The following is a 26,851-nucleotide window of genomic DNA, read 5'->3' on the forward strand; positions in this document are numbered from 1 at the left end:
CCCCCCCCCCCCCCCCCCCCGGCTCCTTCATCCAGACGCCGGACCGGCATCTGCCCGGTCTGGGGTCTCCCGCCGCGATGTTGACCCTCCAGCGGTCGACCTGTACAATAGCGGGTCCGAACCCAGTACAGTCTCAGCGGCTCCACACGGGACTGAGCAGCCGTCCCGGGGGCGTTTCATTGGTCATCGGCATCGGTGTCGACATCGTTGACCTCGGCGAGTTTCGCGCCCGCCTGACGGACGAGCTCGCCCGGGAGCTCTTCGTTGAGACCGAACGGGCCTACGCCGCGACGCAGGCGAGGCCGTGGGAGGCGCTGGGAGCCCGGTTCGCGGCCAAGGAGGCCGCCATGAAGGCCCTCGGCCATGGGCTTGAGCAGGGTTTGCGCTGGCACGACATCCGCGTGGAGCGTGAGCCCTCCGGGCGCGCCGACGTCGTGCTCGGCGGGCGGGCCCGCCGGCGGGCCGACGAGCTGGGAGTGACGCGTGCGCTCCTGTCGATCTCACACACCCGGGGCGCCGCCGTTGCCGTCGTGCTGCTGGAGATGTGAGAGGTGAGCGCTTCGGAGAAGCTTGGACCTCGAGAGGCGAAAGGGGTGGGCTTGAGCAACATCGGTTCGTACGAGGAACGTGTCGGCGACTTCTCCTGGGACATCGCCAAGGAAGTTCTCGATTGGAAGGACGACGAGCTCCTGAACATCGGAGCCATGTGCTCCGACCGCATCTGTGAGAGAGGCAAGGGAGAGAAGTCGGCGCTCATCTGGGAAGGGCACGCCGGGGAGCCTAGGACCTACACGTTCGAGGACCTGAAGGTCTTCTCGAACGGCTTCGCCAGATACCTGGTCGATCTCGGCATCGAGCCCGGCGACCGCGTCTGCATCTTCATGGACAAGATCCCGGCGCTCTATTTCTCCTTTCTCGGCATTCTCAAGATGGGCGGCATCGCGCAACCGCTCTTCTCAGCGTTCGGCGATGAGTCGCTCGAGGTCAGGCTCCAGAGCGCGGGAACGCGCGTCGTCCTGACGACCCAGAAACACGCCCGGAAGGTCCGCAAGATCCGGGACCGGCTCCCCTCGCTGGAGCACGTCGTGGTCGTCTCGGGCGACCCGGACTCCGTCAAGGAGGGCGAGGTCTTCTTCGACGTCGAGAAGGCGCCGCGCGTCGAGACCTTCGATAGCTACCGCGCCGACCCCGAGACGCCCTCGGTGCTGCACTACACGTCGGGGACGACGGGACAGCCGAAGGGCGCCCTCCATGTGCACAACTCGGTCTGGGGCCAGGCGCTGACGGCGTCCTGGGTCCTCGACCTGACGGACGACGACGTCTACTGGTGCACGGCCGACCCGGGATGGGTGACCGGAACGAGCTACGGCATCATCGGTCCCTGGGCGCTCGGCGTGACGCAGTGCGTGCTCGACGCCGGCTTCACGGCCCAGCGCTGGTACCAGTTCATCCAGGACAAGCGCGTCACGGTCTGGTATTCGGCGCCGACGGCCATCCGCTCGCTCATGCGGAGCGGTACGGGGGTTGCGGAGGAGTTCGACCTCTCGTCGCTCCGGCACCTTGCCTCGGTCGGCGAGCCGCTGAACGCCGAGGCCGTCGTGTGGAGCGACGAGGCGTACGGCCTCACGTTCCACGACACGTTCTGGCAGACCGAGACCGGTTCGATGATGATCGCCAACTACCCGGGCATGGAGATCAAGCCCGGCTCGATGGGCAAGCCGTTCCCCGGCATCGAGGCCGCCGTCCTCGATCTCAGGACCCACGAGCCGCTGTCGGAGGCGGGGAAGGTCGGCCTCATTGCCTTCCGGCCCGGCTGGCCGGCGATGTTCAGGCGCTACTGGGGCAAGCCCGATATCTACAGGAGCAAGTTCGTCGGGGCGTCCGAGGACGCTACGGAGGACGAACTCAGAACGAACACCGATATCTGGTACGTCTCCGGCGACCGGGCGAGCGTCGACCCCGACGGCTACTTCTGGTTCGTCGGGCGCGACGACGACGTGATCAACACCGGCGGCCATCTGGTCGGTCCATTCGAGATAGAGTCGGCCCTCATAGAGCACGACGCCGTGGCTGAGGCCGCCGCCGTGGGAAAACCCGACGAGGTCAACATGGAGGTCGTCAAGGCGTTTGTGACGCTCAACCCGGGTATCGACGCGTCCGGCGATCTCGAACTGTCCATCATGAACTTCGTGAGGAAGCGTCTCTCGCCGCTGGCAATGCCTCAGGAGATCGAGTTCGTCGAGAAGCTCCCGAAGACCCGTTCAGGCAAGATCCTCAGGCGCTACCTGAGGGCCATCGAGTGGGGCGAGGACGTCGGCGATCTGTCGACCCTCGAGGACGACGAGCCAGCGAAGTAGAGACGAGAAACGGGAGACGGCCGGGTCGGACAGCGGCCCGATCGCCCCGTCAGAAGCGCGCTCGCAAGAGAGGAAAGGAACCGACGCATGGACGACATCAAGGACGTGGTGCTCGAGTACATCGTGGACGAGTACGTGGATGAGGACGAGGACGTCGACGTGACATCGGAGACGCCGCTCATCTCATCGGGAATCGTCGACAGCTTCTCGATGGTCTCACTCAAGGTCTTCCTCGAGAAGAAGTACGACATCTCGTTGCCCGACGAGGAGGCGACGCCTCAGACGTTCGACACCGTCGATTCGATCGCGGAGCTCGTGAGGAAGCACATGCAGTAGACCGAACCGGGAGGTAGACGCTCCATGGCGTTTTCCGATGAGACAAGGAAGGCGTTCTCCGGGGAGATCGAGGCGATCAGGGAGAAGGGGCTCTTCAAGGAGAAGCGCTTCATCTGCTCCGCCCAGGACGCCGAGATCCGCGTCGAGTACCCTGAGGGCGCCGATCAAGAGCAGGTGCTGAACTTCTGCGCGAACAACTACCTGGGACTCTCCAACCATCCCATCGTCATCGAGGCGGCCCACAGGATCCTCGACGAGCGCGGCTTCGGAATGAGCTCAGTCCGCTTCATCTGTGGGACCCAGGACATCCACCGCGAGCTCCAGGACAAGGTCAGCGCGTTCCTCGGCATGGAGGACACGCTGCTCTTCCCGTCCTGTATGGACGCCAACGCCGGCGTCTTCGAGGCGATCCTCGACAAGGAGGACGTCATCATCGCGGACCGTCTGATCCACGCCTCGTTGGTCGACGGCATCCGTCTGTGCTCCGCGGAGTACGACACGTTCAAGCACATGAACATGAAGCATCTCAGGAAGAAGCTGGAGCTTCACAAGGACAAGCGTCACATGCTGGTCGTCACGGACGGCGTTTTCTCGATGGACGGCGACCTCGCTCCGCTCGACGAGATGTGCGACCTCTGCGACGAGTTCGGGGCGATGCTCCTGGTCGACGACTCGCACGCGTCCGGCTTCATCGGGAAGAGGGGCAGGGGGACGCACGAGCATTTCGACGTGATGGACAGGGTCGACATCATCACGACGACGTTCGGCAAGGCGCTCGGCGGAGCGTCGGGTGGCTGCGTGTCCGGCCGACGCGAGCTCGTCGAGCTCTGTCGCCAGAACGCCCGCCCCTACCTGTTCTCGAACTCGCTCGCGCCGCCCATCGTCGGCGCGACCATCAAGGTCCTCGACTTCATCTCGGAGTCGACGGAGCGGCGAGATAAGCTGGAGGCGAACACGAAGCAGTTCCGGGAGGGCATGGAGAAGGCGGGTCTCAACATCCGACCGGGCGTCACGCCGATCGTCCCGGTCATGCTCTACAATGCAAAGCTCGCCAACGACATGGCGCGCGACATGTACGCCGAGGGGATCTACGTCATCGGTTTCTTCTTCCCCGTCGTCCCGGCGGGCCAGGCCCGCATCCGCGTGCAGCTCTCGGCCGCGCACGAGCCCGAGCACATCGACAAGTGTATCGAGGCCTTCGCGAAGGTCGGGGAGAAGTACGGCATCATCGGTCTGGACAAGAAGGGCATCATCGACAAGTACGGGATGTAGCGACCAAACGACCCACAACGATGAGCGGCCGCTCCCATCCGGGAGCGGCCGCTTTGCGTTCCGTGCGTCGCTCGCGCTAGAGGCTGTACAGCGCCCCGGCCCTGTGGCGGGCGCGGAGCTTCGAGAGCATGTCCTTGGTCATCGACTCCAGGTCGTAGCTCGGCTCCCAGCCCCACTCGGAGCGCGCGGCGGAGTCGTCGATCGACACCGGCCAGCTCTCGGCGATCGCCTGGCGTTCGTCCGGCTCGCAGGTGATCTCGAAGTCGGGGATATGCTTCCTGATCTCCGCAGCGATCTCGCCGGGCGTCAGGCTCATCGAGGCGACGTTGAAGTCACCATGATGCTCGAGCGAGGCGAAATCCGCCGTCATGAGGTCGATCGTCGCCTTGATGCAGTCGGGCATGTACATCATCGGCAGACAGGCGTCCTCCTTGAGGAAGCAGGTGTAGCGGCCCTCCTCGACGGCCTTGTAGAAGATCTCGACGGCGTAGTCGGTCGTGCCGCCGCCGGGCAGCGCCTCGGATGAGATGATGCCCGGGTATCGGAGGCCGCGGGCATCGACGCCGAACCGCGAGACGTAGTAGTCGCAGAGGAGCTCGCCCGCGACCTTCGTCACACCGTACATGGTCGACGGCTTGAGGACCGTGTCCTGCGGCGTGTTCTCCCGCGGGCAGTACTTCCCGAAGACGGCGATCGAGCTCGGGCAGAGCACCTGTCCAATACCGAGCTCCCGCGCGGCCTCGAGCGAGTTGATGAGCCCGGTCACATTCACGCGCCACGCCTTCAGAGGCGCCTTTTCGCCGACGGCCGAGAGGACGGCCGCCATGTTGATGAGAACGTCGGGGGCGTGCCGGCGACAGAGCGAGCCGAGGGCGTCGGCATCAGTGACGTCGAGTCGTTCGTACGGACCGCTCTTCGCGGTCGACTCGGACGGCGTCTCCTTGATGTCGGCAGCGAGCACCTGCTCGCCGCCGTAGCGGTTCCGGAGCTCCGCAGTGAGCTCCGTTCCGATCTGTCCCTCGGAGCCGACGATCAGGATGCGTTCGATGGTCTTCTTCGTCACGTCAGGCCTTTCGATGGGTCCATCCGTTGAAATGGTCGTCCGTCAGAGGATACCACGGACGCAGGTGGAGCGCGAGCGGGCATACGTGAACGACTGCTCATGCCGGGTTTGGGTCGGCCGCTGATTCGATGTAGGATGGCGGTCGGCCGAGGACCCATCGCCCGAACGCAGGTTCGGTTTTCGCAGGAGGTGTCCATGTACGGTTCACTCAGAGATGAGCTGCTCCGGGAGCTCGAGGAGATGCGACGCGCGGGGCTCTACAAGGAGGAGCGCGTTCTGACCTCCCGGCAGGGGCCGGTGGTGACGGTCCGGGGCGGCGGTGAGGTGCTGAACTTCTGCGCGAACAACTACCTGGGGCTGACCTCGCATCCCAGGGTCCTTCAGGCCGCCGCCCGGACGCTCGAGCGGTGGGGCTACGGGCTGAGCTCCGTCCGCTTCATCTGCGGCACGCAGGAGATCCACAAGGAGGCCGAGGGCGCCGTCTCGTCGTTCCTCGGAACGGACGACACGATCCTCTTCAATGCGTGCTTCGACGCGAACCTCGGTGTGTTCGAGCCGCTGGCCGGCCCGGACGACGCCCTGATTCCCGACAGCCTCAACCACGCCTCGATCATCGACGGCGTCCGTCTGACGAAGGCGCGTCGTCTCATCTACGAGCACAGCGACATGGCCGACCTCGAGGCGAAGCTCAGAGAGGCGTCCGACGCCCGCAGGAGGTTCATCGTTACCGACGGCGTCTTCTCGATGGACGGGGACATCGCGGACCTCCCGGCGATCTGCGATCTCGCTGAGAAGCACGACGCACTCGTGTTCGTGGACGATTCGCACGCCACGGGCTTCATGGGACCGAACGGCCGGGGGACCCACGAACTCCACGATGTGATGGACCGCGTCGACATCATCTCGACGACGTTCGGGAAGGCGCTGGGCGGCGCCGCCGGCGGCTGCATCTCGGGCCACGCGGAGATCGTCGAGTACCTGAGGCAGAAGGCCCGACCCTACCTCTTCTCCAACAGCGTGCCGCCGACCGTTCTGGGCGCGACGGTCGCCGTCATCGATTTCCTGACGGAGACCACCGAGCCTCGTGACCGGCTCATGGAGAACACCAGGTACTTCCGCTCGGAGATTGTGGACGCGGGGTTCGACGTCATCCCGGGCTCGCATCCCATCGTGCCGGTGATGTTCTCGAGGTTCGAAGAGGATGCCCGGCTCGCGACCGCGTTCGCGCGACGCCTGCTCGATGAGGGCGTCTACGTCACCGGCTTCAGTTACCCGGTCGTCCCGCGCGGACAGGCGCGCATTCGCGTTCAGATGTCGGCGGCGCACGGGCGGGAGCACCTGGACCGCGCGCTGGCGGCCTTCCGGGCTGTCGGTCGCGAACTCGACGTGATACAGTGATCGTTGTTCATGTCGCCTGCAGGGCTTCCTGCGGGGTTTCAACAGGGAGTGAAAGCGACGTGCATCAGGCGAAGTGGGAGAAGCTGCTCGACCAGATCGAGCGCCGGTTCGGGCTCGTCGAGCACGGCGTCCGTGAGATCCCCGAACGACACCTCACCATCGAGACCGCGGTCTTCGACGGCGCCTCGGGCCGCATGAAGCTCGAGCGGGCCGTGCATCCTCTCGTTGTTGACGAGAGGGTCCATTACTCCAAGAGGATCGGGGGAGACGTCAACATCGAGCGCGTCTACTCCGATTCAGAGAACGTCGACACCGTCACGCTCTACCGGTGGGATCCCGGCGGCAGGCGATGGGACGAGATGGACCTCGAGGACCTGACCGGCTGACCTGAGCTTCCCGCAGTTCACACACCTTGGTACAGAGATTGCATTCGACCCTCGCGTGGCTGCTTTGCCCCGAGCAGGGGACGCGCGCGTCCTCTGCCTGGTGGTTCCGATGCGCGGGAGCGTGATGTGGACGAGACGAAGGGCCGGATCCTGGTCGTCGACGATGAGGCGCCGATCCGTGAGATCATCTCAAGAAAGCTGTCAGCCGACGGCTACGAGATGAACGATGCGTCCGAGGCGGAGACCGCCCTCAAGGAACTGTCCAGGGAGGACTACGACTGTGTCCTCTCCGATATCCACATGCCCGGCATGGACGGCGTCGAGCTGCTCCGCCGGATCCGCGTCACCGACCAGGACATCGCCGTCATACTGATCACGGGGGCTCCCGACATGGAGGCCGCGCTCGAGGCCATGAGGCTCGGAGCGTACGACCACCTCTCGAAGCCCCTCAATCTCTCGGAGCTCGCGTTGACCGTCGAGCGGGCCATCGAGAAGAAGCGGCTCGTCGAGGAGAACCGCGCCTACCAGCGGGACCTCGAGTCGATGGTGCGCGAGCGGACCCAGCAGCTGGCCGAGGCGAACGAGGAGGTCAAGCGTCTCTTCATGAGCAGCATCAAGGCCCTCGCGCAGGCTCTGGAAGCGAAGGACGAGTACACGCAGGGCCACTCGGCCAGGGTCGCGGAGCTCGGTGTCGAAATAGCACGGTACGTCTCACTGCCCGACCGGGAGATCCAGAACATCTGGCTGGCGGGCCTGCTCCACGACATCGGCAAGATCGGCATCCGCGAGAACGTGCTGAACAAGCCCGGGAAGCTCGACCCCGACGAGTGGGAGTCCGTGCAGCAGCATCCCGTCGTCGCCGGCCGGATCCTCGGTCCCATCGAAGAGCTGGGAGACGTCATCGACATCGTCGTCCACCACCACGAGCGCTTCGACGGCAGCGGCTATCCCGAGGGACTCAAGGGGAGCGACATCCCGCTCGGCGCACGGATCCTCTCCGTGGCCGACGCGTACGACGCGCTGACGTCGAAGAGGCCGTACCGCGACGCGCTTCCGGATGCGGAGGCCGTCTCCATTCTGGAGGACGCCTCGAGCACGCAGTTCGACCCTGTCATCGTGCGCTCGTTCGTGACGGCCCGCGAGGGCAGGGGGCGTCCGGCAACGTCCCCGACGGCCGGCGCGGCCGGAACGTCCATGCATGATGCGAACGCCCCTGAGATGCCCTCTCCGGCGGCATTCTGTAACCGGCGCCGTAACCTCTCCTAACTTCCTACCTGCAGGTCTTTTACGTCCCACGAACACACGATTCCGCGACTGGCATGAGGATTGCAGTCCTTAGTGGACGGGTCAGCCTGCTATCGCCGGGAATCCGGCCTGTCACGGGGACTTAGAGAGTGGATCGCCTGGACTCGCAGACGCAGGACAAGCTCGATCTCTCTTCCATGGAGATCGACCACCACGTCGTCCGGCTCATCCCGCGGGAGATGGCCCGACGGTTCCGTCTCGTCGCGGTCGGCCGGGAGGACGACTCCCTGCTGGTCGCGATGGAGGATCCGCTCGACGTCATCGCCACGGATACCGTGTCGGCGAACACCGGCTACGAGATACGTCCCGCGGAAGCAGACCCTGCGGACATCCAGGCGGCGATCGACAAGTACTACGGCGAGACGTTCGACATCGAGAAGAGCATCCAGAGCATCGTCGATGTCGAGGTGGACGGGGGACCGGCCGCCGAGGTCGACGCCGAGCAGCTCTCGGTCGAGCCGAACGACGCTCCGGTCATCAGACTGGTCAACTTGATCCTCCTGCAGGCGATCGAGGAGGGAGCCAGCGACATCCACATCGAGCCCAGGGAGAAGTCCATCTCGGTGAGACTCCGTGTCGACGGCAATCTGAGGGAGATCCTCCCTCCGCCGAAGCGTATGCAGTGGGCGATCACGTCGAGGATCAAGATCCTGTCGGGCCTCAATATCGCTGAGCGTCGTCTGCCGCAGGACGGCAGCTGCCGGGTGAAGATCATGAACAGACGGGTCGACATCCGTGTCTCGACCATTCCCACGCTCCACGGTGAGAAGGTCGTCATGCGTCTCCTCGACAAGGCGAACCTGAAAACCGACCTCGCTGAGCTCGGCTTCGAGCCGGAGCACCTCGACGTCATCAAGCATGCCATTCACGAGCCTCACGGGATGATCCTGCTGACCGGTCCGACGGGCAGCGGCAAGACGACGACGCTCTACTCGGCCCTGACGCACATCAACTCCCCGGACAAGAACATCATGACCGTCGAAGACCCGGTCGAGTACGAACTCCCGGGCGTCAATCAGGTCGCAGCGCGCAACGCGATCGGACTCGACTTCGCCGCGGCGCTTCGGTCGTTCCTCAGGCAGGACCCGGATGTAGTGCTCGTCGGCGAGATCCGCGATCTCGAGACGGCGTCGATCGCCATCAAGGCCGCCCAGACCGGCCACCTGGTGTTCAGCACACTGCATACGAACGACGCGACCTCGACGATCGACCGTCTGCTCAACATGGGGGTCGAGCCCTATCTCATCTGCTCCTCGCTGAATCTCGTCATAGCTCAGAGGCTCGTCAGGAAGATCTGCCCCCACTGCAAGGAGGCGTACGAGCCCGACTCCGCGCTCGCGGAGCCGTTCTACAGGGTGCTGCCGGACGCGGGGGACATGGTCTTCCATCACGGCGCCGGCTGCACGGAGTGCTCACAGACCGGGTACAAGGGGCGGATGGCGATCTACGAGCTCTTTCCGGTCACGCGCGGCGTCCGCGACGCCATTCTCAAGGGCGAGATCGGGTCCGGCATCCGGGATCAGGCCAGAAGCGACGGGATGCGCACACTGATGGAAAACGGAATGGAGAAGGTGCGGCAGGGCGTCACGACGCTCGACGAGGTGCTCGCGGTCGCCACGGAGGCGGTCTAGTCGAGCGCAGGGATCCGCACCGAGGAGATAGACGATGGAAGTCGATATCCAAACACTGCTTACGGAGATGGTCGATCAGCGCGCGTCCGACCTCCACATCACACCGGGCGTTCCCCCGCAGTTTCGGATCGACGGCATCCTCGTTCCGAGGGACCAGGAGCCGCTGACGCCCGAGGAGAGCAAGCGCCTCTCGTACTCCATGATCGACGAGAAGCGCATCGAGCGTTTCGAGGCCCAGCGCGGTCTCGATACATCATTCTCCGCAGAGGGACTGGGGCGCTTTCGTCTGAACGTCTTCCACCAGCGCTCGACCGTCGCCTCGGCTGTTCGCTGGCTTCCCTGGACGATCCCGACGATGGAGGAGCTCGGGGTGCCGGGGATCATGAAGGAGTTCTGCGAGAAGCTGAACGGGCTCATCCTGGTCAGCGGACCGACCGGTTCCGGCAAGTCGACGACGATGGCGTCGATGATCGACTACATCAACAACCGCAAGCACGTGCACATCGTCTCGATCGAAGATCCCATCGAGTACCTGCATCGGCACAAGTCATGCATCGTCAACCAGCGAGAGGTCGGGCGAGATACGCCGTCGTTCCCGGAGGCTGTCCGTGAGGTCCTCAGGCAGGACCCGGACGTCATCTGCATCGGTGAGATCCGCGACCTCGAGACCGTGCGGACCGCGCTGACGCTGGCCGAGACGGGTCACCTTGTTCTGACCACCGTTCACACGAGCGAGGCGCCCCAGGCCATCAGCCGAATCCTCGACATCTTCCCGCCGCACGAGCAACAGGGTGTCCGCACGCAGATCTCGCTCTGCCTGCAGGGTGTGCTCGTTCAGCAGCTCCTTCCCAGGTCTGCCGGCACCGGGCGCGTCCTCGGTACAGAGATGATGGTTGCGACGAGCGCAGTCAGGAACCTGATACGGGAGGATAACCTCCAGCAGCTGCGGTCGGCGATCGAGACCGGCTCGAAGGATGGAATGCACAGCATGAACTCGTCGCTCATGAGGCTCGTCCGCGAGGAGGAGATCGACACGGAACTGGCGGTGGCCGCTTCGAACGACATCAAGGGCATCATGCGCGACCTGAGCCGCCACGTTCAGACGGGCGGGCGGACGCTCAGGCAGCAGAGAGTGTAGAGGGCGTGCCGACACGGCGCGCCACGAGGAAAGGGAACAATGCCCGAGTTCACCTACACGGCGAAGGACTCGAACGGTCGGACGATCCAGGGGACTCGCGAAGCCGACAGCGAGATGGGTCTGGTCTCTTTGCTCCGCAAGGAGAATCTGATCGTCATCTCGGTCGCTCCCGCCGTATCGAAGTCGAAGAGCGGCTCCGGCGGCTTCGGCAAGAAGAAGGTCAAGACGAAGGACCTGGCCATCCTCTGCCGTCAGCTCGCCGCGATGCTCGAGGCAGGGCTCCCGGTCCTTGAGTCGCTCGAGGGCATCGCCGACCAGATAGACAACGAGACCCTCTCTGAGAAGCTCAGGGAGGTCACGACCGACATCGAGGCCGGCTCGACGCTGTCGCAGGCTCTGGCGAAGCATCCGAGGACGTTCCAGACGCTCTTCGTCGCCATGATCCGCGCCGGCGAGGAATCCGGTGCGCTGCCGAATGTGCTCGGCCGCCTCGGCGACTACCTCGAGGCCAAGGACGCGCTCGTCCGGAAGATCCGCTCGGCGTCGGCCTATCCGGCCTTCATCGCCGGTTTCTTCGTCGTCGCCGTCGCGGGCATCATGCTCTTCCTGATCCCGCAGTTCGAAGGCATCTTCTCGGACTTCGGCCTCGACCTGCCGGTGCTCACGAAGTTCCTCATCGCCGCGTCGCGCTTCATCGGGAACAACCTCATCTGGGAGATCCTGCTTCTGGGCGGCGGCGCCTACGCGTTCTACCGCTGGGTCAAGACGCCCGCCGGGAAGAGGAAGTTCGACGAGCTCCTTCTGAGGGCTCCGATTTTCGGGTCGCTCATCCAGAAGGCGGCGATCGCGCGCTTCAGCCGCACCCTGGGCACGCTCATGGACAACGGCGTGAGCGTCATTGCGGCGCTCGAGATCGTGGGCGATACGTCGGGGAACGAGATCGTGCGGGAGGCCGTCGAGAACGTCGGCAACGGCGTCGTCAACGGTTCGACCATCGCGGAGAAGCTGGCAGAGTCCAAGGTCTTCCCGAAGATGGTCGTCTCGATGGTCGCGGCGGGAGAGGGCTCCGGCAACCTGCCGGACATGCTCGAGAAGGTCGCCGACTTCTACACGGACGAGGTCGACGCGGCCATCACTCAACTGACTTCCATGATCGAGCCGATCCTCATCGTGGGACTCGGCGCGATAGTGACTGTCGTCGTGCTTGCTATCTACCTGCCCATCTTCCAGATGGCGACAGGTATCGGGTAGAGGCATCAGGGCAAGGGCCTTTAGAGCGTGGGAAGGAGGTGAAAACAATGAGACGCGGGAACCAGAGGGGTTTCACCCTCGTAGAGCTGATGATCGTCGTGATCATCGTCGGCATCCTGGCCGCCGTGGCCATCCCGATGTACCAGGGCGCTACCGAGCGCGCCAAGGCGTCGGAGGCCGTGGCCGCCCTCGGTACGATCCGCGGTGCGATGCGTGTCTACTACGCTGAGCACGGAACGTACGTCGGCGCGGGCAGTGACGGCGACCTCGTGACGGCCAACGGTACGCTCGACGTGGCGGCGGACGACCTGTCCGGCCGTTACTTCGACGCGAACTGCTACACGTTCGACGGCGATCCGGCGGCTGCCGCCTTTACCATCGAGTGTAATGGTGGCGCTGCTGCGAATGCCGCCCCGTACGCGTCGGAGGTGTCGGACATCGTCCGCTCCATCGACGAGGACGGTGACATCACGAGCGGTTAATCAGACAAGAAGCCGCGGGGGCGGCGCCCATGGCGTCGCCCCCGGCGGAGAAGAGGATGGGACGAGCGGACGATTGAGAAGGTACTGCCGGTTGCCCTGGAGTCGGCAAGAGAGCGGCCGAGCGCACTTCGCGGAGGAGAAGGGGATGACGAAGACGAAGAACGGCGGCTTCACGCTTGTGGAACTCATGATCGTCGTGATCGTCGTTGGGGTGCTGGCCGCCGTGGCCATCCCGATGTACCAGATCGTTCCGGAGCGGTCGAAGGCGCTCGAGGCGACATCCGCACTCGGAATGGTCAGAAACGCGATGAGGGCGCACTTCAATGCGCACGGTACGTACGCGCACGCGAGCTTCGTCGACGGCGCGCTCGTCACAACGGGCGGCGTGCTTTCGATCAAGCCGGGTGATCTGGAGGGACGCTGGTTCAGCGAAGAGTGCTACACATTCGACGGTGCTGCGACGGCGACCACGTACACACTGAAGTGCGACGGTTCCCTCAGCACCGCCGACAATGCGTCGGAGGTCGAGACGATCATCGTCACGATCGACCAGGACGGAGAGATCGTCACCGACCTCTTCTAGGCGCCGCGACCGAGGCGGAACGAGACACAGTGAGAACGCCGGCAGGACGATCTGCTGCACGACCCGAGCGGCGCTCCGCGAACGTCGCCGGTGCTCGGCGTGTGGACCGCTAAGGAGAAACTGTGCTTTCGAGAAGCGATCAGAACGGGATCATCGGGGTGGACATCGGCACGACGTCGGTCAAGGTCGTCGAGCTCGACCGATCGTGCGGGCGATACGAGCTTGCGGCCGCGGCCCTCGCACCCGTCTCGTCCCACGCGTCGCCCCCGTCCGTCCAGCACGCGCTCGCCTCCGCTCTCGAGTCGGCACACGTGCAGAGCAAGCGCGTCGCGACTTCGGTCTCCGGCGGTCACGTGGCGGTCAGGACCTTCAAGTTCCCCAAGCTGTCGCACTCCGAACTGGAGGGGGCCGTCTGGTACGAGGGCAGTCAGGTCATCGCGTTCGACATCGAGGACTCCTACGTCGACTACACGGCGCTCAGGCCTGCGTCCGACGAGGAGAAGGCGGATACCCCCGTGCTCTTCGTCGCCGCGATGAAGCCTCAGGTCGACGAACTCACGGAGCTCGTCCAGAGCGTCGGGCTCGAACCGCGGCTGGTCAGCGTTGATGCGCTGGCCCTTCTCGAGGCCGTCATGCAGGAACACGACGCACCCGAGACGCCGTGTGTCGTCCACATCGGAGCAACGAGAACCAGCATCGGGGCGGCACGGGAGGGCGGACTGCCGTTCGTCAGGGACATCGACCTGGCGGGCAACACCTACACGAACGCCGTCGTGGAGTCGCTCGGTGTCACGCCAGAGGAGGCCGAGGAGGTCAAGCGCCGCGGCCTTCGCCACGAGGAGAAGGCGATGGTCGCGGTCGAGAGCGTGACGCGGAGGCTCGTCGGCGAGCTGGCCCGCTCGCTCGTGTACTACCAGACACGGGGAGAGGGCAAGCACGTCGACACGATCTACCTCTGCGGAGGGTCCAGTCGGATACCCGGTCTCGACGACGCGATCAGCCGCGCGACCTCGGTGCCGGTCGCGGTCTGGAGTCCGCTCGACAACGTGGAGATCGATGCTTCGCAATTCGACCCCGCGAGCCTCGACAGGATGAAGCCGTATCTCTCCCTGGCCGCGGCGCTGGCGATGAAGTCGGAGACCTGCTGATGTACAACATCAACCTCATCAGAAAGCAGATCGTCCCGCAGGGCCAGAAGCACGTGATGTTCTCGGTCGTGTCGTTCTCCGCTCTTGTCTACGTCCTGACGACACTGGCGGTCGTCTTCTTCTCGGCCGCGAACTTCAGGATGATCGACATCTACGCGAGTGAGGTCGACAAGCTCGAGGAAGACCTCGCGGTGCTCTATCCGGGAACCCCGACCGAGGAGGAGCTCCAGACGATGATAGGGCGCGTCGAGCCGGACCTTCGCGAGATCAAGAAGCTGATCGAGCGGCGCACCGACTACAGCGTCTATATGGAGAGGCTGGCTGGCTGCGTCCCCGAACACGTCTGGTTGACGAGTGTCCGCATGACGGACCGTCCGGCCCGCGCGGCAGGCCACGGAAGGCACAAGAACAAGGGCTCGTTTCACGGGATCGCCATAGAGGGCATGGTCGTTGCAGGTGTTGAGCAGGGCGGCAGGATCATCCGCGACTTCGCCACAACACTCGAGGAGGACACCGAACTCTCGCTCGTCATCGAAGAGGCACGCTTCGTCGAGACGGGACTGCAGGAGATCGGCGGCTCGAACGTTCTCGGCTTCGAGATCATGTGCCCCTATAGGTAGCACCGCTGCGGGGGACGGGCGGTAGACGGCAGGAGACAATGGGACTTCTTCACGCGCTCGACGATATGGGACACGCCCCGGAGGTCGGACGCCGTCCGTCGGAGGCGGCCGATGCGCAGGAGGCTGCGAATCCCGTGACGTCTCCCGAGCCGTCGACCGAGTCGACCTCACGGGACGAGGGCGGTGGGGGAGGGAGCGCCGGCGCGATCGGCAACCTCGGAGCACGCCTTGGCGGTCTTCTGAAGGGGACCTGCACGAGGAGGGGCGGACGTCGTCACTGGTCGGTATGGCGCGTCACGGCGATCGCTGTTCTCGCGTACGTGGTCGTCGTCAACCTCTCTTATTTCTTCGTGTTGAAGCCGGTCTGGTCACAGCTCGACGGCCTCGTGACGAAGAAGTCGGTCATCCAGGACTTCCTCGTCGTGAGGGAGTCGGCCGCCGCCGTCTCGAAGTTCCGCGACGCGCTCATGCGCGGCGACCAGCGGGTCACGGTCGTTACGGAACTCGAGGACTTCGCGGATGAAGCTGGGGTCCGGGTCCTGGACGACCCCGTGCTGGGGCCGGTCCAGGAGATGTCGGACCACATGATCGAATACCCGATCGAGATGGAGCTCTCAGGCGATTACCACAGTCTCGGCCGATTCCTGGCCATGGTGGAGGAATCGCCCAGGGCTCTGGTGACGAAGTCGGTCGAGATCAGGACCGACGAGGAGGATCCGGACACGCAGACGATCCGGTTGAAGGTGGGGGTTGTGTCGTGGGAGGACTGAGCGTCAGCACCGACATGTCGGCTCTCATGGCCGATAAGAAGAAGCTCATCATGCTCGCCGGGTTGGGCCTCGCGCTCATCGTCGTTGTCGTGATGCGCTTCGGTCTGCTGGACAACCTCGCACTGACGGGAGCCTCCGCATCCGAGGGGAAGGCCGCCATGAGCCTTCTCGACGAAGACCCCCAGCATCTCGCCACGGTTGCAAGCATGGCCCGGGCGAGGGCACCGCGCGAGTACACCGGCGAAGAGTACAGAGATCCGATGCAGCCGTTGGTCGAAGCGAACAGCCGGCAGCCCGCTTCCTCGAGCGAATCGGGTTCCGAGCCTCAGGAGACCGTGACGCCGGACCGTCTCCCGAGGATGTCGCTCTACGGGATCATCTGGGACCCCGAGAACCCGATCGCGATGATCGACGGCATGGACCTTCGCGTCGGCGACCGGATCAAGGGAGCCAGAATCACACGAATCGAGATTGACAGGGTCGTTCTCTCGTACAGGTCAAGGGAATACACCTTGACCGTGAACTAAGGAGGTCGGGTATGTGCGTCCGTAGCCCCGGTCGAAGGAGGCCTGGCGTCTTCTGGACGACGCTCGTTCTCATCGGGTTGCTTCTTGCGACGGCCGGTCTGTCGGCTGCCCAGCAGGAGAGCTCGGGGGGCGGTGCGGCGGTTAGGAGTCAGCGGATCTCGCTGAATCTCCAGAACGTCACGCTGGGAAGCGTTCTCAAGGTGATGACCCAGAAATCCGGCATCAACTTCCTTATCGGGTCTGACCTGGTCGGCAAGCCGATCAACGTCTACCTCGAGGACGTGTTGGTCGAGGATGCTCTCGCGGCGATCATGCGGGCTAACGGTCTGTGGTACACGCGGCAGAAGGGCACCAACATCTACGTCATCATGGATGCTCCCGAGGGACCGCCCGTGGCCACTGTCACCGAGGTCCTGCGGGCCGCCTACGCCGATGCGACCGAGCTTCAGGAGACCCTTGAGCCGGTTCTCACGGAGGCGGGAAGCATCGTTGTGAACCCGAGGGCGAACTCGCTCGTCATCTCGGACATTCCCGAGAACATGACGACGCTCCAGTCCCTCGTGAAGGAGCTCGACACGCCGACCGGACAGGTCCTCATCGAGGCGAAGATCGTCGAGTTCACGGAGACGGGCTCGCACGAGCTGGGCGTCTCCTGGAACTTCAGCGACTATGAGGAAGGCGATGCCGACGGTTCCGGCTCGTTCTCATACGGGTCGACCTTCAACCAGCAGGACAGCGAGGGCGTGCTGGACCTGACGTTCGGCAAGTTCGAGTCGTTCTCGGACATTCAGGATCTGACGGCGAGGATCGAGGCCATGCAGAAGGACGGCCTGGCCGAAGTGCTCGCCCGTCCGAAGGTGCTGACGCTGGACAACAAGGAAGCGATGATCCAGATCACGTCCCACATCGCTCTCGCAAAGAAGACGACGTACCGCGAGGGCGGCGCTGAGTCGACGGTCGAGCCGATCTTCGGCGATGTCGGTGTGAAGCTTCGTGTGACGCCGACAGTCAACGACGATGGCTTCGTCACGCTCAAGATCGAGCCAGAGGTCAGCTCGGCCTCCCGCTCGACCTACTTCCCGGACGAGGCCGTCGACACGAAGATGCGCACCGCGCAGACGACCGTCATGGTGAAGGACGGGCAGACGGTCGTGATCGGCGGGCTGCTTCGGACCGATGTCAACGAGACGCACTTCAAGGTCCCGCTGCTCGGCGACATCCCGCTTCTGGGCGCGCTCTTCCGCAAGAGCATCGAGAGTGAGACGAAGTCGGAGATCATGCTCTTCCTGACGCCGCGCATCCTCGGTTCCGAGGAGCTTGCGCGAATGAGCGAGCGTGAGGAGAGCCAGATCGACGCGAAGTTCAGAAACCAGCGATAGGAAGCACCGTGATTCCCGCGTTCCTCTTCATCTTCGGGATGGTCATCGGGAGCTTCCTGAACGTCCTGATCTACCGGGTGCCGCGTGGTCGGTCCATTGTGAGGCCCCCCTCGTCATGTCCGACGTGCGGCACCCGGATCCGTTCCCGGGACAACATCCCCATTCTGAGCTACCTGCTCCTCAGGGGTCGATGCCGGTCCTGCGGGGAGAGGATCTCGCCGCGCTACCCGGCCGTCGAGCTCCTCTCCGGGCTGATCCCGCTCGCCGTCTACTGGCGTGTGGGCATGGGTTCCGAGTTCGCCGTGCTCACGTCCCTGGCCTACGTCCTCGTCGTCCTCTCGTTCATCGACATCGATGAGCGAATCCTGCCCGACCGCATCACGCTGCCCGGCATCGCCGTCGGACTCGTCGTGTCGCCCCTCGCGGGGGTCACGACGCTGACGCAGTCGCTCATCGGAGCGGTCGCCGGCGGCGGCGCGCTCTTCGTGATCGGCCTGGTCGGCGACGCCGTGTTCAAGAAGGAGAGCATGGGCGGGGGAGACGTGAAGCTCGCCGCCATGCTCGGGGCATTCCTCGGGTGGCGGGCAGTCGTCGTGGGGCTCTTCGCCGCGTTCCTTCTCGGAGCGATCGTCGGGGTCGGCCAGATGGCCGGTCGGCGACCGGGGAAAGAGAGCGAGGGGGAGTGGGACCACACGTTGCCGTTCGGACCCTTCATCGCGCTGGGTGGCTTCATCTCGGCGCTCTGGGGGAACGTCCTCATCAGCTGGTACCAGGGACTCTTCATCTGACAGAATCGCTACGCCCCGCCCGTCCGATGCCCACGAAGAAGCCCCGCCGCTTGCTCGCGGCGGGGCGTTCTGCTTCTCAGTGTGCCGGGGCCCGGGCCCGGATCAGGCGCCGGGTTCGCTCGGCGCGGCTCAGGCGCCGACGATCGTCGAGACGGTGACGCTGTCCCTCGGGGCGCCCTGCGGCCAGCGGAGCTTGACCTCGACCAGCTTCGCCCGAACCGAATCGCCCGGGCTCGACCAGATGACCGGGACGACGCTCCAGGTCATGTCCCCGAGAAGGTCGTTCGCGGCGTCGTCGTCGCCTCTCGTCGAGACGACGATGCTCGGGTCGGTCGGGTGAACGCCGGATGTCATACAGACGCTCGAGACGTCGGCGTCCGACCCGACGGCGCCGTAGCCGGCCTTCAGGAGCTGCTCGGCCTTGCGCTCCACGAGACGCAGCGCCATACGCTCCTCGCCTCTGTGCATGGCCAGCGTCCGACCGGACACCATGCTGTCGAAGATCGGCACGATGAGAATAGAGAGAACGACGATCGAGACGAGGATCTCGATCATCGTTACGCCCCGGTCCGTTGTCATCGTCCTGCGGACGCGCTTCAGGAGCTGCCGGATCGTTCCGGCCGTCGCTGCAAGGCGGTTCATCTGCGTTACCCTTCCGTTCTCAAGCCCACTGAGTGTTCAGTTCCTGCAGACGACCGTCGAGGACATCAGCAGGGCCTGATCGTCGGAGCACTGCTCCGTTCCCATGCCGTCGGTGACCGCCAGCTCCATGTTGACCGTCTTCCCATCGACCGTGCTGAACGACAGTGAGTCGACCGACGACGAGAGAACGAAGCCGGCGCTGTCGACCAGCTGTCCGTCGTCGTTGATGTGGAAGATGTCTGCGAGACTGTCGCCGGCGGCCGTCTCGTAGTAGACGCGCAGCGAGTCCCCTTCGACGTTGATGACGACGCTCTCGGCTCCACGAAGGACGCGCGACATCGTCTCGACGGCGAGTGAGGATTCGCGCTGCAGTCGTGTCATCGACGATGTTCCGTCCCACGACTTGAGCGTGCCGACGTAGGACACCGACGCAGCCAGAACGATGACCGTCAGAGCGGCCATCGTCACGACGACCTCCGGAAGCGTGAAACCTCGTCGGCCCCTCGCTCCCTGAAGTCCCCGCAGTGCCCTGCCGACCCTCTTGAGCCTCATCACGACCTCCTAGACCTCTCGCCACTCGAGCTCGTAGTACTTGCCCGTCAGGAAGTAGCCGGGTGGCTGAAGCATGTCGAAGCGCCTGTCGTAGTGGTAGTTCTTGGCGAAGCCCGTGCTGATGACGACGCTGTCACCCTGGAGATAGCCCGTTCCCACGGCGCCGCGGTAGCGCTGGATGATGCCGCCGTGAACCGTCAGCGTGCCCCGGGGGGATCCGTAGCGGTAGTTCTCGACCTGGAACGAGGTGTCGAGCGCCATGATGTGTGCGTGGATGTTGCAGCTCGACGCGTTGGCGGCGTTGTCCTTCACGTACACATTCTGCTGGGAGACGAGCCCCAGGATGTCATCGCAACCTTCCAGGGGACCGATGATCGGGTCAGCCCCGCGGTAGGTGACGTCGTCGACGATGTACATGTCGCCGCCCGTGGCGACGGTGAGGCTGCCGTCGAGAATGCCGCTGACGTCGGCGTCCCCGTTGACGAACAGGACACCGTTGAACGAAGAGATGTCGACGTCCGTCCAGTCGCCTCCCGTATCGGGCCGGTAGCTGACCGTGCCGTACATGGGACCGTCCCTGCCCTCGCGCCCGATGACGATCTCCGTGTCGCCGTCGATGTGAAGTCCCCCGCTCTGGGCCATTGCCTCGATGTCGTCGAGGTACTCGGGAAGCCCGATGGCCGTCGTGCCCAGTTCATACCCGTCGCCGAACGTGGGGCTGTCGTACGGCTCGTTGCTGGGAGCCGACGACTCGAGGTGGTTCCAGTAGTTGCCGTTGTAGTACATGAAGGACGGCACGTTGTCCGTGTCGGGATCGTCCGGTCCTCCGTGGGCGCTCGAGAGATGCCCGTCGAACAGCGGATCTCCCATGATGTGGACCTGGCCGTTCGTGTGAATGGCCCCGTCGATAGCGTCGGCCGAGCAGAACCAGACCGGTGTCACGGAGCCGGGGAGGTGCTCCTCCTCGGTGAAGTAGATGAACTGAGCGAACGACTGGGTCATCACCTCGCGCTCGACGGTTCTCGTCTCCGAGTCGACCGTCGCCGTCGAGGTGATGGTGTAGTACTTCCGCGACATGCCGGGGTTCGACGCGTCGGGGAGGATCGTCGTGTAGTAGGTGCCTGCCCCCATCGTGTCCGGCGTCGACCCGAACGGCTCGATGAGCGACACGCCGGCGGGCGGGTCCGTCTGGGCCTCGAGCCAGGTGTGAGCCCGCTGGAGCCCCGCCTCTGCAAGATAGAGTGCCCGCGAGCGGTCGAGATCCCTGGACGCAAGCGACGCGTCCTGAGCACCGAACTGGTAGACGGCGGCGGCCGTGATCAACATGACCAGGCCGAGCATCGTGACGACGGCGAGCGTTGCGCCGGATTCGCCGCCGAGGCGTGTTGTGTCAGCTCTGAGTCTCACGGTGATCGCCCCCTCTGTATCGTCTTCAGGTCCGGGTTCGGACCGATGTGCCACCAATCCTCCGACTCCATGGGGATGTTCAGTGCTTACAGTACTGCACAGACTGTGCCAGTTCGATGTATGTAACAGGAGAGAGAGGGGGCTTGTAAGATGTGGCGAGCACGATGGTTAGAGGTGTACGCGGCGGCGGGACGCGCCGAGGCCCGCTCCACGCGGAGCGGGCCTCTCGATGTGCTCTCTGGTGCAGGAACTACCGGTGAATGAACATCGGTTCAGATCACCAGCCGCTGCGGCCGGGGAAGGCCGCGAACGCGACCACCTCCGAGTTGTCCTCGCCGATGTTCTCGACGTGGTAGCCCTCGTCCAGAAGGAACTGGACGGTGTCGCCTTCCCGGAGGACGTGCTTCTCACCCTTGACGGTGTAGCGGACCATGCCGCGCAGGCAGTGCGCGACGAGTTCCCCCATCGCCGGAGGGCGGTGGAGCGCCTCTCCCGGCTTCGCGACCTTGCGGATGACCGTCAGCATGCCCCACGGCGGATTCGCCGTCAGGCGCTCCATACTCGTCACCTGCTCGTCCGCGTCGCAGCGGTACTCCTTGACGCGGTCGTCCTTCCGGATGAGGATCGACCTGGGCACATTGTGTTCCTCGACGAAGTGGGCCGGCCGCTCCTCGAGTGCCTTGGCTATCCTCTGGAGCGCTCCGATGGTGGGAGAGGTCTTCCCGCGCTCGATCTCCGATATGTGCGTGGCCGACATGCCTGAGCGCGCGGCCACTTCCTTGAGCGTCAGCTCGCGCCTGAACCGCGCCAGCCTGACCCTGCGCCCGACCTCCTGCTTGCTAGGCATTCCGGTCCTCCATTCCACTACTTCGACCGGCCGTTCACCCCGCAGCCGGTGGATCAAACTCCATGCTGGCTAAATCCGAAACAGACTCGGTGCCGCGAGGACGGCGAAGACCTCGGAGTCCTCGTCCCCGATGTTCTCGGTCGCCACCCCGTTGTCGAGCCGCATCTGGATCGTGTCGCCCTCACGAAGCACGTGAGACTGCTCCTCCGCGGTCATGCGGACCATGCCGCCGAGGCAGTGGATCACGACTTCACCGATCATCGGGAAGACCCGGAGCGACTCGCCGGGCGGCAAGCTGTGCTGGAAGACCTGAACGTACCCGCCGGGAATCCCTCTGCTCAGCACCTCCGCCTCGAAGGGCTTGCCGTCGTCGTCCGCGAAGAAGCACGTGTTCCTGTCACGCAACCGCGTGACCTCGACCTTCGGCAGGTCGTCGTCCTGTACGAAGTAGGCGGGGTTCTCGCCGAGGGCGCCTGCGATGCGCTCCAGCGCGCCGATCGTCGGGGAGGTCTTGCCGCGTTCGACCTCAGAGATGTGTGTTGCGGACATCCCGCAGCGGGCCGCCACCTCCTTGAGCGTCAGGTTCCGTTCGAAGCGGGCTATTCTCAGCCTCTGTCCGAGTTCGGCCTTCGTCGGCATGAGATAGTCACGTCCTTTCTTCTTTCCGAGCCTCTCGGCTGCTCGCACTCGCCCCTTCGTGCATGAACCATCCGGACAATCGTTGGTGCGAGAAGCTCACATCGTGAGGAATCGTGGAGTGCGCTCTCGAACGGGGGCGTTCGTGAGAAGATAACCTGCCCGGCTCTTTCGGTCAAGTCCCGAATTGGACCGAAAACCGAGCCTTCGCATTCCTCATAGGTGTGTTGATTGTCTCTCATTTGCCTCGTTTCTGCAAGTCCAAAGATGACCAAGAAAGTAGGCACGCCGTCGAGCCGGGCGCCGCGGACCGAGAGCATTCCTGCCTTCTCTCCGGTCACCGGTGACCGTCCGCACTCTCCCGGCGGGTTCAGACCCTCTCTTTCTTGACACCGCCCGAGCCGGATTGGTAGCATCTCGTTCTGGCTTGTGACGCGGAGGGGCCACCGTTGCCCCGCCGCAGGAACCTCACCGAGGGACGCTTGGAGGACACCATGGTCAGCGATCTCGAGGCGGTATTCTCCGCGAACGCGCGGGGCATGAAGAAGTCGGTCATCCGTGAGCTTCTCAAACTCACGCGGAGGCCGGAGATCATCTCCTTCGCCGGCGGACTCCCGGACCCGGCCGCCTTCCCCGTCGACGAGGTTGCCGAAGTCGCCGCCGACGTCCTCGAGCGCGACGGCGCGACGATCCTGCAGTACAGCCCGACTGAGGGCGACCCCAGGCTCAAGGAGGAACTCATCGCGCATCACGAGCGCGAGGACGGCGTCAAGTTGAGCCCGGAGAACATCCTCGTGACCGTGGCCTCGCAGCAGGGTCTCGATCTGGTCGGGAAGGTCTTCGTCGACCGCGGTGATCCGGTGATCGTCGGCCTTCCGACCTACGTAGGCGGCCTCGGGGCCTTCAACGCGTACGGTGCGAGGATGATCGGTGTGCCGATCGATGAGGAGGGCATGCGTATGGACCTCCTCGAGGCCGAGCTCGAGAAGCTCAAGGCCGCCGGCACGAAGCCGAAGTTCATCTACGTCGTCCCGGACTTCCAGAACCCTGCCGGCATCACGATGACGGAGCCGCGGCGCAGGCGCCTCATCGAGCTCGCGCACGAGTACGACACGATGATCATCGAAGACAGTCCCTACAAGGAGCTTCGCTACGAGGGCGAGAGCGTCAAGTCGATCTTCAGCCTCGACGATTCCGGACAGGTCGTCGGCCTTCACACGTTCTCCAAGATCCTCTTCCCGGGGATGCGGCTCGGCTGGATGGTCGGTCACGAGTCCGTCATCCAGAAGTTCGTCATCGCCAAGCAGTCGACCGACCTCTGCACGCCGGCGTTCAACCAGGCGATCGTGGCCGAGTTCGCGGCCCGCGGTCTTCTGCAGAAGAACATCGACAAGGTGAGGACCATCTACCGCGAGAAGCGCGAGGTGATGCTGAGCGCGCTCGAGGAGCACATGCCGAAGCTCGACGGACTCTCGTGGACGAAGCCGGACGGCGGGCTCTTCCTGTGGCTTTCGCTTCCAGATGGCATGAACTCCGACCAGCTCTTCTATGAGGCCGTGGAGGAGAACGTCGCCTTCGTCATAGGCTCCGCCTTCCACTGCGACGAGGGCGGCAAGACGACCATGCGACTGAACTTCTCGTACCCCACGAAGGACGACATCGTCGAGGGGGTCAAGAGACTGGCCCGCGTCATCGACAAGCACCACAGGAGCGTAGCGAACGGAGGCAACGTCGTCGCGACGCCCTGACCCTCCACGGGACACGGGCAGCGGTCGGCGCGACATGAGTGGAGTTGTGGAAGGACCCGACGGACGAGGCGGGACCTCACGAGGCCCCGCCTCGCTCTTCGACGCATCGGGTCCGGTCGGTTGAGCGACCCCTGGTAACGGGGGTCCGGTGCAGTGGGAGTGAACGGAGAAGGCGACATGGCGAACATGGACAAGAAGGCGGATCTGGCTGGTCCCGGCGTGAGCACGTACGAAGAGGTGGCGAAGATCCTGCCGGACGACTACGAGCCGATTCTGCCGCCCCTCGAGCGCATGAAGGCGCTCTATGCCGTCAAGCGGTACATCGAGGACGGGCTGGCCGAGGCGCTGAACCTTCAGCTCGTGCAGGTCCCGCTCATCGTCCGCAAGGACAGCGGCGTCAACGATTATCTCGACCGCGACGGGTCGAGGACGCCGATCGAGTTCCAGTGCGGTCTCGGGCTGGACAAGAAGATCGATGCGCAGGTCGTCCAGGCGGCGACGAAATGGAAGCGCATGGCGCTGGCGCAGTTCGGCTGCGAGGTCGGTCAGGGTATCAACACCGACATGCGCGCCGTCAGGAAGGACTACTTCCTCGACCACGACCACTCGTCGTATGTGGACCAGTGGGACTGGGAGAAGGTCATCACCGAGAAGGAACGGAACCTCGAGTATCTGAAGGACACGGTGAGGAAGATCTGGAAGGTCATCTACGGCGCCGGTCAGCTGGCCCAGGATATGTATCCCGAGCTCAAGAAGGCCGGGTTCCCGGACATTCCAGAGGAGCTCGAGTTCTTCCACGCCGAGGAGATCCTGGAGATGTACCCGGACCTCCCGCGCAAGCAGCGCGAGACGAAGCTCATCATGGAGCATCCCGCCGTGTTCATCATCGGCATCGGCTGGGTCCTGGAGGACGGCTACCCGCACGAGATGCGCGCGGCGGACTACGACGACTGGGTAACGCCGACCATCGAGAAGAACGGGAAGCAGATGCACGGCCTGAACGGCGACATCCTCGTCTGGAACCCGGTGACGAAGCGGCGCCACGAGCTCACGTCGATGGGCATCCGCGTGACGAAGGACACACTGAAGGAGCAGCTCAAGATCACGGGCCAGGAGGATTTCCTGGAGCTCCCGTATCACCAGGCCATCCTGAACGACGAGATCCCGCTGTCGATCGGCGGCGGCATCGGACAGGCACGGACCTACATGTACCTGCTTCGGACGGCGCACCTCGGCGAGGTGACCGTCACCGTCTGGCCGGACGAGCTCAAGGAGATCTGCGCTCCGAGGAACATCCACGTGCTCGAGTAGCTGCACACTCCCGATGCTGTTCCGGGCCGTCCGATGCCCGGAGAGCCGGTTCGAGGGGCGGGTCCGCGAGGCCCGCCCCTCTTCGTCTCCGATGCCGCCCCCGGCCCCACAGGCCTTGGGGGCGGCCCGCACTTGTGGTACCATCAGCGGTCGTTTCGGATTGCGCCATGACAGGGGGTCTGATTGCCCGAACGCCGCATCCTCGCCGTCAACCCTGGCGGCATGACAACAAAGCTGGCCGTGTATGCGGGCGCGGAGGAAGCGCTCACCAGCACCATCGACCACGACCGAGCTGAGCTCGAGGCTTTCGAACGCGTGCCGGACCAGCTCGAGCACCGGCTCGACGCCATCCGGAAGACGCTCCGTGAGGCCGGCGAGCTCGATGGGTCGTTCGACGCCGTCGTCGGCAGGGGAGGGCTGTTCCGCCCGATCCCGAGCGGCGCGTACGAGGTGAACGAGCAGATGCTCGAAGACGCCCGCGAGGGATACGCCGGGCAGCACGCGTCGAACCTCGGCGCGCTCATAGCCGACGCACTCGTGAAGGAGCTCGGCGGACGCGCGTTCGTCGTCGATCCGGTCTGCGTGGACGAGTTCGAGCCGCTCGCGCGCTACTCCGGTCACCCGGAGATCGAGCGGAGAAGCCTCATCCATGCCCTGAACATCAAGGCGACCGCGAGAAAGGCGGCTGCGAAGCTCGGGAAGCCGCTCGATTCCATCAACATGATCGTCGCGCATCTCGGGAGCGGCATCTCGATCGCGCCCCTCAGGAGGGGCCGGATGATCGACGTCAACAACGCGCTCTCGGGAGGGCCGTTCTCGCCTGAGCGTACGGGCGCGCTTCCGCTCATCGAGATGTTCGACTTCATGCTGGAGAAGGACTACGGTCCGAAGCGGATGAAGCGCTTCATCGCGAAGGAGGGCGGGCTCCTTGCGTATCTCGGAACGAACAGCTTCCGGGAGGTCGAGGAGCGCGTCGAGTCGGGTGACGACGCGGCGCTCGAGGTGCTTGAGGCCATGGTCTACCAGACGGCCAAAGAGATCGGCGCCATGGCCGCGGTGCTCTCGGGCGACGTCGACGCGATCGTGCTGACCGGCGCGCTCGTCAGATACGAGCGGTTCGCCGGCATGATCCGGGAGCGCGTCGGCTTCATCGCCGACGTGATGGCGCTCCCCGGTGAGAACGAGCTCGAATCGCTCGCCGAGGGCGCGCTGGCGGTCCTGGATGGGCGCGAGCCGGCGAGGGTCTATCCCACGGGATGACGTGGTCGGGCGCC

General features: G+C 64.6%; 27 protein-coding genes. 21 read left to right on the plus strand and 6 right to left on the minus strand.

The annotated features are described in order from the left end of the window. Positions 1–77: 77 nt before the first annotated feature. From acpS to kbl (GF405_10465), 4 genes are all read left to right on the plus strand, one after another. A complete protein-coding gene (acpS, locus tag GF405_10450; GenBank protein MBD3368570.1) occupies positions 78–548 on the plus strand; it encodes a holo-[acyl-carrier-protein] synthase in 471 nt (156 codons plus the stop codon). Positions 549–593: 45 nt separating this feature from the next. Next, positions 594–2,357 carry an acetate--CoA ligase gene (gene acsA / locus GF405_10455; GenBank protein ID MBD3368571.1) on the plus strand — a complete coding sequence of 588 codons (1,764 nt, stop codon included), beginning with the start codon at positions 594–596 and terminating at the stop codon, positions 2,355–2,357. An 87-nt stretch (positions 2,358–2,444) separates the two neighbouring features. Further along, positions 2,445–2,693 (plus strand): acyl carrier protein, encoded by a 249-nt coding sequence (locus GF405_10460; GenBank protein MBD3368572.1) that lies wholly within the window; start codon positions 2,445–2,447, stop codon positions 2,691–2,693. Positions 2,694–2,717: 24 nt separating this feature from the next. Beyond that, entirely contained in the window at positions 2,718–3,965 is a 1,248-nt protein-coding gene (gene kbl, locus GF405_10465; GenBank protein ID MBD3368573.1) for a glycine C-acetyltransferase, read from the plus strand. Positions 3,966–4,041: 76 nt separating this feature from the next. Here kbl (GF405_10465) and GF405_10470 read toward each other — a convergent pair whose 3' ends face one another. Beyond that, positions 4,042–5,013 (minus strand): NAD-dependent epimerase/dehydratase family protein, encoded by a 972-nt coding sequence (locus GF405_10470; GenBank protein ID MBD3368574.1) that lies wholly within the window; start codon positions 5,011–5,013, stop codon positions 4,042–4,044. 210 nt (positions 5,014–5,223) lie between these two features. Between GF405_10470 and kbl (GF405_10475) the strand changes: the two genes are divergently transcribed. The 14 genes from kbl (GF405_10475) (at position 5,224) to GF405_10540 (ending at position 18,434) form a co-directional block, all read left to right on the plus strand. Then, entirely contained in the window at positions 5,224–6,426 is a 1,203-nt protein-coding gene (kbl, locus tag GF405_10475; protein ID MBD3368575.1) for a glycine C-acetyltransferase, read from the plus strand. Positions 6,427–6,485: 59 nt separating this feature from the next. Further along, complete coding sequence (locus tag GF405_10480; GenBank protein ID MBD3368576.1) at positions 6,486–6,812, plus strand: hypothetical protein; 327 nt, start codon at positions 6,486–6,488, stop codon at positions 6,810–6,812. Positions 6,813–6,938: 126 nt separating this feature from the next. Further along, the gene (locus GF405_10485) at positions 6,939–8,078 is read left to right on the plus strand and encodes a response regulator (protein MBD3368577.1); all 1,140 of its coding nucleotides are present in this window, start codon (positions 6,939–6,941) and stop codon (positions 8,076–8,078) included. Positions 8,079–8,206: 128 nt separating this feature from the next. Beyond that, positions 8,207–9,748 carry a type II secretion system protein GspE gene (locus tag GF405_10490; GenBank protein ID MBD3368578.1) on the plus strand — a complete coding sequence of 514 codons (1,542 nt, stop codon included), beginning with the start codon at positions 8,207–8,209 and terminating at the stop codon, positions 9,746–9,748. Positions 9,749–9,782: 34 nt separating this feature from the next. Next, complete coding sequence (locus tag GF405_10495; GenBank protein ID MBD3368579.1) at positions 9,783–10,886, plus strand: PilT/PilU family type 4a pilus ATPase; 1,104 nt, start codon at positions 9,783–9,785, stop codon at positions 10,884–10,886. Between the two features lie 39 nt (positions 10,887–10,925). Beyond that, on the plus strand, positions 10,926–12,137 hold the full coding sequence (locus tag GF405_10500) for a type II secretion system F family protein (protein ID MBD3368580.1): 1,212 nt from the start codon (positions 10,926–10,928) through the stop codon (positions 12,135–12,137). A gap of 47 nt (positions 12,138–12,184) precedes the next feature. Further along, positions 12,185–12,619, plus strand: coding sequence for a prepilin-type N-terminal cleavage/methylation domain-containing protein (locus GF405_10505; protein MBD3368581.1), 435 nt, complete (start codon positions 12,185–12,187; stop codon positions 12,617–12,619). A 145-nt stretch (positions 12,620–12,764) separates the two neighbouring features. Continuing rightward, positions 12,765–13,202, plus strand: a complete 438-nt coding sequence (locus GF405_10510) for a prepilin-type N-terminal cleavage/methylation domain-containing protein (protein MBD3368582.1) — start codon at positions 12,765–12,767, stop codon at positions 13,200–13,202. 122 nt (positions 13,203–13,324) lie between these two features. Further along, positions 13,325–14,350 carry a type IV pilus assembly protein PilM gene (gene pilM, locus GF405_10515; protein ID MBD3368583.1) on the plus strand — a complete coding sequence of 342 codons (1,026 nt, stop codon included), beginning with the start codon at positions 13,325–13,327 and terminating at the stop codon, positions 14,348–14,350. Then, positions 14,350–14,970 (plus strand): hypothetical protein, encoded by a 621-nt coding sequence (locus tag GF405_10520; GenBank protein MBD3368584.1) that lies wholly within the window; start codon positions 14,350–14,352, stop codon positions 14,968–14,970. Before pilM ends, GF405_10520 begins: the two co-directional genes overlap by 1 nt. 38 nt (positions 14,971–15,008) lie before the next feature. Continuing rightward, on the plus strand, positions 15,009–15,740 hold the full coding sequence (gene pilO / locus GF405_10525) for a type 4a pilus biogenesis protein PilO (GenBank protein ID MBD3368585.1): 732 nt from the start codon (positions 15,009–15,011) through the stop codon (positions 15,738–15,740). Further along, entirely contained in the window at positions 15,728–16,267 is a 540-nt protein-coding gene (locus tag GF405_10530) for a hypothetical protein (GenBank protein MBD3368586.1), read from the plus strand. Before pilO ends, GF405_10530 begins: the two co-directional genes overlap by 13 nt. Positions 16,268–16,278: 11 nt before the next feature. Continuing rightward, complete coding sequence (locus tag GF405_10535) at positions 16,279–17,646, plus strand: hypothetical protein (protein MBD3368587.1); 1,368 nt, start codon at positions 16,279–16,281, stop codon at positions 17,644–17,646. A gap of 38 nt (positions 17,647–17,684) precedes the next feature. Further along, positions 17,685–18,434, plus strand: coding sequence for a prepilin peptidase (locus GF405_10540; GenBank protein MBD3368588.1), 750 nt, complete (start codon positions 17,685–17,687; stop codon positions 18,432–18,434). Between the two features lie 129 nt (positions 18,435–18,563). Here the strand turns inward: GF405_10540 and GF405_10545 are convergent, their stop codons facing one another. The 5 genes from GF405_10545 to GF405_10565 form a co-directional block, all read right to left on the minus strand. Then, complete coding sequence (locus GF405_10545) at positions 18,564–19,076, minus strand: prepilin-type N-terminal cleavage/methylation domain-containing protein (protein MBD3368589.1); 513 nt, start codon at positions 19,074–19,076, stop codon at positions 18,564–18,566. A gap of 36 nt (positions 19,077–19,112) precedes the next feature. Further along, entirely contained in the window at positions 19,113–19,628 is a 516-nt protein-coding gene (locus GF405_10550) for a prepilin-type N-terminal cleavage/methylation domain-containing protein (GenBank protein MBD3368590.1), read from the minus strand. 9 nt (positions 19,629–19,637) lie between these two features. Then, a complete protein-coding gene (locus GF405_10555; GenBank protein MBD3368591.1) occupies positions 19,638–21,035 on the minus strand; it encodes a hypothetical protein in 1,398 nt (465 codons plus the stop codon). Between the two features lie 277 nt (positions 21,036–21,312). Continuing rightward, positions 21,313–21,882, minus strand: a complete 570-nt coding sequence (locus tag GF405_10560; protein ID MBD3368592.1) for a helix-turn-helix domain-containing protein — start codon at positions 21,880–21,882, stop codon at positions 21,313–21,315. Positions 21,883–21,951: 69 nt separating this feature from the next. Then, complete coding sequence (locus GF405_10565) at positions 21,952–22,569, minus strand: helix-turn-helix domain-containing protein (GenBank protein ID MBD3368593.1); 618 nt, start codon at positions 22,567–22,569, stop codon at positions 21,952–21,954. 443 nt (positions 22,570–23,012) lie between these two features. On the opposite strand from GF405_10565, the gene GF405_10570 reads away from it, so the two are divergent. The 3 genes from GF405_10570 (at position 23,013) to buk (ending at position 26,837) form a co-directional block, all read left to right on the plus strand. Beyond that, positions 23,013–24,266 carry an aminotransferase class I/II-fold pyridoxal phosphate-dependent enzyme gene (locus GF405_10570; protein MBD3368594.1) on the plus strand — a complete coding sequence of 418 codons (1,254 nt, stop codon included), beginning with the start codon at positions 23,013–23,015 and terminating at the stop codon, positions 24,264–24,266. Between the two features lie 177 nt (positions 24,267–24,443). Then, positions 24,444–25,577: an aspartate--ammonia ligase gene (gene asnA, locus GF405_10575; GenBank protein MBD3368595.1), complete on the plus strand. Its 1,134-nt coding sequence runs from the start codon at positions 24,444–24,446 to the stop codon at positions 25,575–25,577. A gap of 222 nt (positions 25,578–25,799) precedes the next feature. Beyond that, on the plus strand, positions 25,800–26,837 hold the full coding sequence (gene buk / locus GF405_10580) for a butyrate kinase (protein ID MBD3368596.1): 1,038 nt from the start codon (positions 25,800–25,802) through the stop codon (positions 26,835–26,837). Positions 26,838–26,851: the final 14 nt, after the last annotated feature.

The sequence above is a fragment of the Candidatus Effluviviaceae Genus V sp. genome, assembly GCA_014728125.1.
In the GTDB taxonomy this organism is placed as follows: Bacteria; Joyebacterota; Joyebacteria; order Joyebacterales; family Joyebacteraceae; genus WJMD01.